13 protein-coding genes are annotated in these 10971 nt (G+C 46.2%); all 13 read right to left on the reverse strand.

The features are described 5' to 3' along the window. Positions 1-115: 115 nt before the first annotated feature. The 13 genes from NST58_RS25265 to NST58_RS25325 all read right to left on the reverse strand — a co-directional run bounded on the left by NST58_RS25265 (position 116) and on the right by NST58_RS25325 (position 10860). Positions 116-535, reverse strand: a complete 420-nt coding sequence (locus NST58_RS25265) for a cytidine deaminase (protein WP_076221046.1) — start codon at positions 533-535, stop codon at positions 116-118. Positions 536-776: 241 nt separating this feature from the next. Continuing rightward, positions 777-1172, reverse strand: a complete 396-nt coding sequence (locus NST58_RS25270; protein WP_076129003.1) for a diacylglycerol kinase family protein — start codon at positions 1170-1172, stop codon at positions 777-779. Continuing rightward, positions 1172-1669: an rRNA maturation RNase YbeY gene (gene ybeY / locus NST58_RS25275; RefSeq protein WP_339244522.1), complete on the reverse strand. Its 498-nt coding sequence runs from the start codon at positions 1667-1669 to the stop codon at positions 1172-1174. Before ybeY ends, NST58_RS25270 begins: the two co-directional genes overlap by 1 nt. Further along, on the reverse strand, positions 1666-3921 hold the full coding sequence (locus NST58_RS25280; protein ID WP_076128999.1) for an HDIG domain-containing metalloprotein: 2256 nt from the start codon (positions 3919-3921) through the stop codon (positions 1666-1668). The genes ybeY and NST58_RS25280 overlap by 4 nt, the downstream gene beginning before the upstream one ends. Positions 3922-3935: 14 nt before the next feature. Then, on the reverse strand, positions 3936-4907 hold the full coding sequence (locus NST58_RS25285) for a PhoH family protein (RefSeq protein ID WP_036683834.1): 972 nt from the start codon (positions 4905-4907) through the stop codon (positions 3936-3938). Between the two features lie 15 nt (positions 4908-4922). After that, on the reverse strand, positions 4923-6104 hold the full coding sequence (gene yqfD / locus NST58_RS25290) for a sporulation protein YqfD (protein WP_076128997.1): 1182 nt from the start codon (positions 6102-6104) through the stop codon (positions 4923-4925). Continuing rightward, complete coding sequence (yqfC, locus tag NST58_RS25295) at positions 6101-6394, reverse strand: sporulation protein YqfC (protein WP_036683844.1); 294 nt, start codon at positions 6392-6394, stop codon at positions 6101-6103. The genes yqfD and yqfC overlap by 4 nt, the downstream gene beginning before the upstream one ends. Before the next feature lie 173 nt (positions 6395-6567). Continuing rightward, entirely contained in the window at positions 6568-7146 is a 579-nt protein-coding gene (locus NST58_RS25300) for a hypothetical protein (protein ID WP_076128994.1), read from the reverse strand. Between the two features lie 18 nt (positions 7147-7164). Beyond that, positions 7165-8169, reverse strand: a complete 1005-nt coding sequence (floA, locus tag NST58_RS25305; protein ID WP_036683849.1) for a flotillin-like protein FloA — start codon at positions 8167-8169, stop codon at positions 7165-7167. A 55-nt stretch (positions 8170-8224) separates the two neighbouring features. Further along, the gene (locus NST58_RS25310; RefSeq protein ID WP_076192094.1) at positions 8225-9610 is read right to left on the reverse strand and encodes an NfeD family protein; all 1386 of its coding nucleotides are present in this window, start codon (positions 9608-9610) and stop codon (positions 8225-8227) included. A 118-nt stretch (positions 9611-9728) separates the two neighbouring features. After that, positions 9729-10172, reverse strand: coding sequence for a GatB/YqeY domain-containing protein (locus NST58_RS25315; RefSeq protein WP_036683862.1), 444 nt, complete (start codon positions 10170-10172; stop codon positions 9729-9731). Between the two features lie 15 nt (positions 10173-10187). Continuing rightward, on the reverse strand, positions 10188-10361 hold the full coding sequence (rpsU, locus tag NST58_RS25320) for a 30S ribosomal protein S21 (RefSeq protein WP_036657994.1): 174 nt from the start codon (positions 10359-10361) through the stop codon (positions 10188-10190). Positions 10362-10500: 139 nt separating this feature from the next. Continuing rightward, positions 10501-10860, reverse strand: coding sequence for a histidine triad nucleotide-binding protein (locus tag NST58_RS25325; protein WP_036683863.1), 360 nt, complete (start codon positions 10858-10860; stop codon positions 10501-10503). Positions 10861-10971: the final 111 nt, after the last annotated feature.

Consider the following 10971-nt stretch of genomic DNA (forward strand, 5'->3'; position numbering starts at 1 on the left):
TTGTCGCGAAAGAGTAGCAATTTAACTGTACATTGTGCAATTAAAGTAGCAACCTTCGTCTAACTATGCCTGATTTGCCCTTAAACAGGCACAGGCATTAAATCAAAACCTCATTTTATTCTGGAGCTTGTCCTTGCTTCAGATCTACGGGACCAAAAGCGCCTGGAAGCAATTCTCCCACCGTAGTCTCAACGATATCACCCTTCATGTTCCCAAGAATAACCTTCATATCCGGCGAACACAACTCAATCATTACTTGCCGGCACACACCGCAAGGTGAAACTGGGCCGTCCGAGTCAGCTACTACGGCAATTGCTTTAAAAGAACCAATAGCGTGACCGTCCGCAATCGCACGAAATAATGCTGTCCGTTCCGCACAGTTGGTTGGGCCAAAAGCTGCATTTTCCACATTACAGCCGTGGTGAATATGACCATCCTGATCAAGAAGGGCAGCTCCCACTCCGAATCGGGAATATGGAATGTAAGCTTTTGATCGTGCTTTAATCGCCTCTTGCATAAGAAGAGTAGAATCCATATATTGTCCTCCTAAAGTTTTGTGAGTATTGACTTCATTGATTTTTCTTCGCACAAAACTCACTTCGTAAACATCTAATTAGTTTCGTTTATCGTTATTTTCTCAGCGTGCGCTAAATTTTATCAGTGTACTTCATGAGATATATTCGGGTACATAACTCACTTCAAATTATTCAGTAACGAAAGAGGCGGAATCGCAATACGCGGGTCCGCCTCTCCCCTGAATTGATTTTATATTCTGATTATGACATAAGTCCGCTAATCCAGTCCATCACAGGGTGATAAAAAACATAGATCCCGACTAAGACAGCAAACACCGCCGTGAGAAGCACAGCTCCTGCGGCGGTATCTTTTGCTCTCTTAGCCAGTGGATGAATCTCTGGCGAGATCAGATCAACCGTCGCTTCAATCGCCGTATTGAGCAATTCGGCAGTTAGGACAAGCGTGATCGAGAACAGCAGCAACATCCAACTGGCCAGCGGAAGTCTGAACACGGCAGCGGCTATTAGCACAACCACCGCTAAACAGCAATGCACCTTCATGTTAAGCTCGGATTTGAATGCCGACACTAAGCCTTGCGATGCAAACCGAAAAGAGTGCCAGAACTTCTTGTGCCCTACCGCCGTGTTCTTCACCATTAGCGCGTCAACCCAACCTGAGATAGTACTTTTTCTTGCTTGGACATCATCTCTGCTTCTGAAGCTTCATCCTGATGATCATATCCTAACAAATGCAGAAATCCGTGAACGAAAAGAAAACCAAGCTCTCGTTCCAGTGAATGGCCATATTCCAGCGCCTGCTCCTGCGCACGAGTTACGGAAATGATTATATCCCCAAGTACGTCTGGAACATCTTCCAGCGCCTCGCCTTCCTCTACCTCGTATATAATGTCCAGCTCGTCCTCTCCGCTTTCATTCATAGCAAAAGAAAGCACGTCCGTCGGACGGTCAATTCCCCGATACTCCATATTCAACTCATGTATACGAACGTTATCGACAAAAGTAAGAGCTACCTCGCCCCGATCGATCCCTTCCGCTTCACCTGCTTTTTGCAAAATGCTCTCCAGCAGCGTAATGAGATCGTCCTTTATCTCGTATTCTTCCTGCTCGTTATCCCAAACGATCTCCAAACTCATGGGTTAGGTGCCCCTTCCTCTTTTTTCGGCTTACGCACATCTTCTGGATATTCGATCCGTGAGTGGAAAATTCCCATAACCGTCTCCTTCAGAGTCCGTGCAATAATATCCAATTCTTTAATCGTCAAATCACATTCGTCAAACTGATGATCATCCAGTCGACTTTTAATAATCTTCTCAATCATCGTTTCCACCTGCAGAACAGTTGGCTTACGCAATGATCTCACTGCAGCCTCGACACTGTCGGCAATTCCCACAACGGCCGCTTCCTTCGACTGGGCTTTCGGTCCAGGATAACGGAAATCTTCCTCGGTAAAATCAGGATCGACACCTTTTTCTTCCGCCAGCTTCAGTGCCTTATGGTAAAAATAATGCAGGAACGTTGTTCCATGATGCTGCTCCGCAATATCACGGATTGGTTTTGGCAGCTTATATTCTCGTTGCATTTCCACCCCGTCACGGGCGTGGGCAACGATGATAGATTTACTAAGTTTCGGTTCAATAGAGTCATGTGGATTTTCCATATTATTTTGATTCTCGATAAAATAAAACGGACGTTTTGTTTTACCAATATCATGATAATACGATCCAACCCGGCATAATAAGCCATCTGCTCCAATCGCTTCCGCGGCAGCTTCTGACAGGTTACCTACCATTACACTATGGTGATAGGTTCCCGGCGTTTCGGTAAGCAGTTTGCGCAGCAGCGGGTGGTTTGGATTAGACAATTCTACCAGCTTCAATGCCGATAGAATACCAAAGGTTGCCTCGAAAAAAGGCATTAGCCCAATCACAAGTACAGCCGTCAATAGTCCCCCTGCAAAAGCAAAACCAACCGAATACAAGGTACCTACCTCTTTCCATGCTCCTCCACCTAACAGTATCTGCATAAAGACTGTCAGACAGCCAAAAAGCGATACCATAATCCCGCCTTTAAGGAGCGTGGAGCGTTGACCCGCACGGTGAGTCGCAAAGATAGCCACGTACGAAACCACGATGGCAAAGAAACCAAAGTTAAAATCAAAGATTGAGTTCTGCTGCACATTCAAAATAACACTCGCCAGTACACTGAATAGAATGGAGCAAAAATAGGCCAAAGGCATGTCCAGAAGCATTGCAATTAACATTGCGCCAATCGCCACCGGTGCCAGGAATCCGATATAAGATCGGACATCGGTCTGCAAAACAGCGGCCAGCCGCATAGAGATAATAGTTATAACAAATACAAGCACCAGCATCAATAGCTGAGAATTGTTGTACTTAAAGCCTGAGGTGCCGCCTGAATAACGAATGAACGCAAGCAAACCGACGGAGAGCATCGCAGAGAGAATCAATAGGCCTAACTGTGGCCAGTAATTCACCTCATTGCTTAGTAGTCCATTCTCATCCAAAAGAGTGTAGAGCTCTGGAGTAATTAGCTGCCCCTTAGCAACAAGCGTGTCCCCTTGCTCAATGAATACATCAGGTGTGTTCTCCCGGGCTTGTACCTTCGCTTCCTTGGTAGCATCCTCATCGTAGAACTTGTTACTTGTGATCACAAGACGCACAAGCTCCTGAACAACCTCACGCGCTGTACGCTGGCTTAGAGAACTAATACTGACCTGTTCCGCTACCTTGGCGCGAGCGGTCTGCGCATCTGTAATCTGATCATTCATCAGCCTAGTTACAATATCTCGGGCGACAGGCTTCATCTCGATAATGTCCTGAGAGGTCAGGCGCGGAATCTTAATGTAAGTCTCTTCCGGAATGACATAGGTCTGCTCTTTGATGACAGATTGCATTTCATCCAAGAGGTGATCTGAATATGTAGCGCTGCCCCGATTGGAAGCTACGAAATTCAAGATGAAATCGCTGGCTCTCTGCGGGATTTCATCACGATAAATCCCCGTCTTATCGCTTTGCGAGATCAGATCATCCTGATTGAGGCGATCTATCCGGTCCAGCAGCGAGGTCACTAGGTTGTCTGCCCTCATCGGGATAATTTTGTACTTGGGAGATACGCTTTCGGCCGCTTCCTCAGCTGCTTTTAACGTAGCTTTGGTGTCCTTAATTTGTTTCGGTGCCGTTATTTCCTTTGCACTGTAAGTATTCTCTTTAATATCATATTTCTTAGGTAGCAATTCTGGCGACAAGCTGAAGTAGAACACTAGTCCGAGTAACAGGAAAAGAGCATAGCGTGTCACTGCGCTATACTTCCATCCGTTGTTCGTATATACAAATCCGCTTAATTTAGATGGTTGCTTTGAAGCCATGAAGACAATCCCCTTTATTGGAGGTTTTCGGCAGAGCGGTCATAGGCAACGATAATTTTCTGCACCAGGGAATGCCGTACTACATCCTGTTCCGCGAAGTAGACAAAGCCAAGTTCTTCTATGCCGGATAAAATCGCTTTGGCTTCAATCAAACCGGATTTCTTGCCGCGGGGCAGGTCAATCTGGGTAACGTCACCTGTAATCACCATTTTGGACCCGAAGCCGAGTCGAGTCAGGAACATTTTCATTTGCTCAGGTGTTGTATTCTGCGCTTCATCCAAGATGATAAATGAATCATCCAATGTACGTCCGCGCATATAAGCCAGCGGAGCAATCTCAATCAATCCCCGTTCAAGTGCCTTAGCCACCTGATCGGGCCCCATAACGTCGTATAATGCATCATAAAGCGGACGCAGATATGGATCTACCTTTTCTTGCAAATCCCCTGGAAGGAATCCTAGACTCTCTCCTGCTTCTACTGCGGGACGCGTAAGAACAATACGCTTAACCGAACCTTCTTTCAGTGCCGTAACTGCAAGCACCACTGCCAAGTAGGTCTTCCCCGTTCCTGCAGGACCGATTCCGAATACAATATCACGCTTCTTGATCGTTGTCACATAATGCTTCTGGCCGACCGTTTTGACACGGATAGGCTTTCCGCGAAAAGTTGTAGTAATTTCTCCTTTGAACAAATCGAGCAATTGATCAGCACGAAAATCTTTCGCCAGTTCCACAGCGTACTGCACATCACGTTCAGTAAGTATGTAACCGCTCCGAATGAGGGACAGTAGCACATTAAACAATTGCCCCAGCATGTCTACTTCCCGCTCAGCTCCACGAATCGTTAGCTCTGCTTCACGCGAATCAATAATGGCGGGAATTTCACTCTCGATGATTTTTAAGAATCCATCCTGCGGGCCAAACAGCGATTGCGCTTCTCCCGCATTTTGCAAAGATATACGAATGCTTGCAGTCTGTTCTGACAAGTAGCCTCATTCTCCTCAATTGTTTACTATTGGCAGTTCTTCGGAAATTTTTTCTTCTACTTCAAAGATCACTTTCATATAAACTTTACCATTCTCTTTCTTCTCATGCAAAACTTTTTGACTTTTGATGACGCTATCAACACCATATCGAGCTAAAATATCATTCTTCGCCCGCTCAATTCCCCTCGCTACTCCAGCTTCTGGAGTTATCGTATCCTTTGTTTCATTGATCTCCATTTCTTTCTCAGTCATCAGGCCCAGCGGCAGCTCAATAGAGCGCCAAGACAGCGGATCATGCTCTGTGAGCGTCTTTGAATTCTCAAAGGAGGATTTGCCATAACCCCACAGCTGAATAGCCCATTTCCCCAACACGAGATAGGTGCGATCCTTACGCTCCCCAGTGTAGGTGCTATTGGTTGTTTCAAGCGGAACCTCGATATTGTACTCATGCCAAACCAACCCCTTAACCTCACCCTTGGCTACCACATACTCTACATTTTCTTCGTCTCCAAGAGCACCGGAAATCAGGATATCCCCTTTTTTCACACGCGAATTACGCGCTACTACCGGTCTGCCCTGCTCCGCATATATTTCTGTTACCACCGCATCTGTTCGGCTAATTAAATGCCGTTGGCTAAGCAAAGGTTTGATATCGGGCTGTTTAGCCTCTACAACCTGAATTTTGATGCTCGTCCCCGTCCGTTGCAGCCCTATCCAAGAAACACCCGGTAAATGGGCCAGCAGCCCCTTAGAGAGCTTGTCCGGCTCCTCCAGACGCCATATCCACTGAAAAGGATACACACCCTCCTGGCGAGCGGCAGCCAATATATCCTCAGAAGCAATTTTTTCATTCCCTTCGACTCTAATACTCCATACCATCGTAGATAACATAAAAAGTGTAATTCCAAACATCAAAATACCTATGCCAAAAAATTTCCTTTTCCACAGCCGCGCCATAAGAAATGGAAGTCCGCTTCTACCGGTAACGTGCATACGACAGCCTGTCTTTTTTAAAATCGGCCGGAGGACATAAAAATCATCCAGAAGCAGCTTAAGGGAAGCGCCGCCCTCAGCGGGCCTCACATCCCAAATCATGATTCCTGCTTCAGAAATGAAATTAATAAATCGCTCCACCTGAGGTCCCGTCACATGCAGTGTAACGAACCCCCGCAGTGATGACAGAGGTGGCTCCTTCATGATCTCTCCTCGCTTTCGTTATATCTGATCTCCCCGATAACGCCTTCTACAGCCAATTCCTGGCCTAGAATATTTCGGATGACAAGTCCCTCGCCCGTGATTTCAAGCGATCCTTTAGCTAACGCGAGCTTAAGCTGACCAGAGGAAAAATGCAGCACGCCGCGATGATTCTCAATATGCAGTTCCTTATTGCCGATCAGGGTGATCCGGGGCATTTCCTGTAATAAGTCCTGTGGTAGATCCAGTACCCCGTTTGTCCATCCCCGCAGCCTGCGGCCAATACGGGTCATAAGTAGACGTTCCCCCTTCCTGCCTTCTGTACACCTTATGCGGCAACGCTTTTTTTTATGAGAAGAAGTAACAAAGGAGGACCCTTCAAGTGTGAAAAAAGCAAAAAAAAGCCCCGGCAACCTATCGTAAAGATAGGAAACCGAGGCTTTATTGTTACTATGATCCGTAAATATTATCTTCGGGTGGAATGCGGCTGACGAGAACGCGGTGGTCCCAGAATCTCTGCCCAGACTACACCATTGCGCAGGTCGTCACGACTCCCTGTTCCATGTGTCTGGTCTGCCGCAGAGGGTGAGTTTGTGTTTTTAGTCTTATTTGATCTTTTGGTATCTGCACCCGCTATCCCGTCAAAAGCAGATTGAAGGCGCCGCACCTCTTCTTGCATTCTTTGTGTGCGTAATTCAACTCCGTCATCGGCATGCTCCAAAGACATTCCTTCTCCAGTAGAATAATCTGGAGTTGGTATATACGCGGGTTCTGGAAAGGCAGGAGAGGCATCATACTCCCGGTTATCCTCTGACCTCGACTGCCGGGAAGAGGTGCTAACAGGAGCAGGAAATCCACTGCCAGACTCCGCTTGGCGCCCTCCATCGATATCCGGGCGTTTTACCCGGCGGAGCGGAGAATCCTCTCCGCCCCCAAAAGTGGGCATTCCCCCGCGAGGAGCTCCTTTGGGCTTGTTTTTAGTTGCTTTATTCACATTGGATACGATCGCGAATATAATAACCGCAATAATATAGATCCAGCTCATGGAGATTCACATCCCCTTTTATTTATTATTGTTAGGACGGTTATTGTCGTCCTGATCATTCATTTTGCCGAGAGAGCCCCGCATTTGGGTATCTGCCTCGATGTTTTTGATATTCATATAATCCATCACGCCGATTTGGCCATTTCTGAGCGCCTCAGCCATTGCCATAGGCACCTGAGATTCAGCTTCCACAACAAGCGCCTTCATCTCTACTACGCGCGCCTTCATCTCTTGCTCGTGAGCGACAGCCATCGCTCTGCGTTCTTCCGCTTTGGCTTGGGCAATGCGTTTATCTGCTTCTGCTTGCTCGGTTTGTAGATAAGCACCGATGTTCTTGCCTACATCGATATCCGCAATATCAATGGAGAGGATCTCAAAAGCAGTACCTGAGTCAAGCCCTTTGGACAATACCGTCCGCGAAATCAAATCCGGGTTCTCAAGGACATCTTTATGGGAATCACTCGAACCTACTGTCGTTACAATCCCTTCACCAACACGGGCAATAATCGTTTCTTCACCCGCACCACCCACGAGGCGGTCGATATTGGCACGAACAGTTACGCGCGCTTTTACCTTAACTTCAATCCCGTTCTTAGCAACAGCCGCAACAACCGGTGTCTCAATTACACGAGGGTTAACGCTCATTTGCACAGCCTGCAGCACATCACGTCCTGCAAGATCAATGGCTGCTGCGCGAGTAAATTCCAAAGGAATATCTGCACGTTGTGCTGCAATAAGCGCATTAACAACACGGTCTACGTTACCACCTGCGAGATAGTGACTCTCCAGTTGATTAATGTTCAGTCCAAGACCTGCCTTAGTCGCTTTAATCATTGGGTTAACGATACGACTTGGGGTTACACGACGCAGTCTCATCGCCACCAGCGTAATAATACTGATTCTAACGCCCGATGCTAATGCTGAAATCCAGAGCATAACCGGGAAGAAACTTAAAAACACGCTCAATACAATAATCACCACTACCGCGATGAACAGAATAGGAATCAAAGATGCTTCACCCATACTATATAACCTCCGTAAATTTGTTGTAGAACTATTATTGGTTCCAGTGTTTACCTTATTCCTTGATTTCTTTCACAACAATCCGTCCGCCCTCTACTTTAATAACAGAGACCGGTGCATTAGCACTAATAAAACTACCTTCTGTAACAACATCCACACGTTCGCCGCCTATCATAGCCGTTCCTGAGGGACGAAGTGGAGTAATACTGGTTCCTGTAGCGCCTAATAAGCTAAGCTTCTCTTCTACAGGCACAAATCCCTGATCTTTAGTAAGGCTTTCCTTCAAAATAAATCTGTTCCATATCCCTCGTTCTTTAAAAATGACCGCAACAATTACTACAACTATAGTCGCAGCTACGAAAGAGATACCTAGACTGAGCAGTGCATGCTTATAGCTGTAAGCAGCTCGTACAACACCCGCTACAAGGCTGACAGAGCCTAGGAGCCCCAATATTCCGAAGCTAGGCACAAAGAGCTCCAGCACAAGCATGACAAGCCCAATGATAAACAAGAGCCAAGTTTCCGCTCCGGCGAATCCTGCAACATAGTTGCCGAAGAAATATAACACAAAAGCCAACGTCCCGATAATTCCTGGCGCACCAAAGCCTGGAACAATCAGTTCAATGACAACGCCTGTAATCCCAATGAACAGCAGAATCGTCATAATAATCGGATTGGTCAGAAATTGCGACATTTTTTCCGCACCGGTATGCTCTACGCGAAAGATGTCGTCTGTAGTATATCCAAGCCACTGAATTGCCTCTTCAGGGGTATCTGTAATTTGATCAGCGTAACCAGCTTTTAAAGCTTCTTCACTAGACAAGGCAATGATTTCTCCCTGTGTCTTAGTCACTCCAAGCTCTGGCTTATCCACGACCAAATTACTATCCACCATTCCAGCAGCAATGTCTGGATCACGATCATTCAGAGCAGCAGCGCCGATCATTTTAGATCTCCAGTAGGATATCATTTTGGCATCATCGACTTTTTGACCATTCATGTCTACCAAGGAAGCGGAGCCGATCATACTGCCCGGCTTCATGATTATTGCACCTGCATTAAGTGCTATGTAACTGCCTGCAGAAGCGGCATCACCTTTAATATAGGCAGCTGTTGGTATTTCACTCTCTCTTACCATCGTCCCAATCTCTTCTGCCGATTTTACCAGCCCTCCAGGTGTATCGACCTCTAGTAGAATAAGGACTGCTCCATAATTAGCGGCTTCTTCAAATCCTCTTTCCAAAAAGCTTTGCAAACCCCGTTCAATCTTTTGATCTACCGGAATAATAAACACGGGACCTTTTTTCAGCTCACTGTTCGTAACCCCCGGTGTTTTCGGGGCTGTCCCGTCAGCGCTTACATTCGTTGCAAAGGGTGTCAGGAGGAGTAACAGCAGGACCACAGGAATGCTAGCTAACAGTATTTTCCGTAATCTTCTCAATGATTTTACCTCCCTTCTTTAGCTTGACCCAGAACTCATAACCTTTAATACGCTGAAATTGGATTTACGTTTCATAACATAGAAAAGCACCCCTTTTGCAAGGGGTGCTAGTGCTATATTATTGCAGAAATTGCAGAACCGCCTGGTTCACGAGTTTACCATCAGCGCGACCTTTGACCTTAGGCATCAGTGCGCTCATGACCTTCCCCATTTCGCTCTTCGAAGAAGCACCGGTTTCCTGGATGGTCTGCTGTACAATTACTTTAATTTCTTCTTCGGAAAGTTGCTCGGGAAGATATTTAATAATAATCTCGATTTCTGCTTTTGTACTCGCGGCAAGCTCGTCGCGACCCGCTGATTCAAATTCTTGGAGGGCATCTTTGCGCTGTTTGATTTCACGACTAAGGATATCAAGCACTTCGTTGTCGTCCAATGTTCTCTTCAGATCTATTTCAAGATACTTTATTGTAGAACGAACCATTCGAATCGTGGAGAGCGTGAACTTGTCCTTACTCTTCATCGCTTGCTTCATATCTTCGTTCAATCTCTCGCTAAGATTCATGCGTGGGTAATCCTCCTAAAACTTTCTCTTACGAGCAGCCTCAGACTTCAGCTTTTTCTTAACGCTCGGCTTTTCGTAATGTTTGCGTTTCTTCACCTCAGCCAAGACACCATCTTTTGCGATGGAACGTTTAAAGCGACGAAGTGCAGCATCAATTGTCTCGTTTTTGCGAACTTTCGTTTCAGACACAGGTTTCCCCTCCCTCCGACCATACCGTCCAAGAGCATAACACGGTTTATCAAACTCCATTATAGGTCAAACGGAAATAACGTGTCAACCTTCGTGCTATTCTTTTTTCTGGCAAGTTCTTCAACATTAAATGATTATGCTATGCGTGCGAAGCTGAGTTTCCAGTGAGCGCACCCAGCTTGGCTCCACCCAGCAGGTGATAATGAAGATGAGGCACAGCTTGTCCACTATCAGGTCCGCAATTATTGATTAAACGATAACCAGACTCAGCAATTCCAAGGTCTTTGGCGATCTGTTGGGCTACACTGTGGATTTCAGCAATTAGCGGAAGATCCTCAGGTGTAACATCATTCATTGAAGCAATGAACTTCTTGGGAATGATCAACACATGTACCGGTGCAGCCGGCTCGATGTCGTAAAATGCAAGAATACGTTCATTCTCAAATACTTTTTTGGAAGGAATAGTACCCTCAATAATTTTGCTAAACACGGTCTCCATAGAGTGCTTGCCTCCTAAAAATTGGTGAAATCCCACTTCATCATAAGATAATCATACAGGATAATCATCAATTACGAAAGCAGCAAGCAAACTCAGCATAATCTGCCCTAA

This window comes from Paenibacillus sp. FSL R10-2796 (assembly GCF_037965315.1).
GTDB lineage: Bacteria > Bacillota > Bacilli > Paenibacillales > Paenibacillaceae > Paenibacillus_AQ > Paenibacillus_AQ odorifer.

Bases quoted from the DNA above. Each gene is read 5' to 3' on its own strand.
- NST58_RS25265 (WP_076221046.1), bottom strand. From the start codon at position 535: ATGGATTCTACTCTTCTTATGCAAGAGGCGATTAAAGCACGATCAAAA.
- NST58_RS25270 (WP_076129003.1), bottom strand. From the start codon at position 1,172: ATGGTGAAGAACACGGCGGTAGGGCACAAGAAGTTCTGGCACTCTTTT.
- ybeY (WP_339244522.1), bottom strand. From the start codon at position 1,669: ATGAGTTTGGAGATCGTTTGGGATAACGAGCAGGAAGAATACGAGATA.
- NST58_RS25280 (WP_076128999.1), bottom strand. From the start codon at position 3,921: ATGGCTTCAAAGCAACCATCTAAATTAAGCGGATTTGTATATACGAAC.
- yqfD (WP_076128997.1), bottom strand. From the start codon at position 6,104: ATGAAGGAGCCACCTCTGTCATCACTGCGGGGGTTCGTTACACTGCAT.
- yqfC (WP_036683844.1), bottom strand. From the start codon at position 6,394: ATGACCCGTATTGGCCGCAGGCTGCGGGGATGGACAAACGGGGTACTG.
- NST58_RS25300 (WP_076128994.1), bottom strand. From the start codon at position 7,146: ATGAGCTGGATCTATATTATTGCGGTTATTATATTCGCGATCGTATCC.
- floA (WP_036683849.1), bottom strand. From the start codon at position 8,169: ATGGGTGAAGCATCTTTGATTCCTATTCTGTTCATCGCGGTAGTGGTG.
- NST58_RS25315 (WP_036683862.1), bottom strand. From the start codon at position 10,172: ATGAATCTTAGCGAGAGATTGAACGAAGATATGAAGCAAGCGATGAAG.
- NST58_RS25325 (WP_036683863.1), bottom strand. From the start codon at position 10,860: ATGGAGACCGTGTTTAGCAAAATTATTGAGGGTACTATTCCTTCCAAA.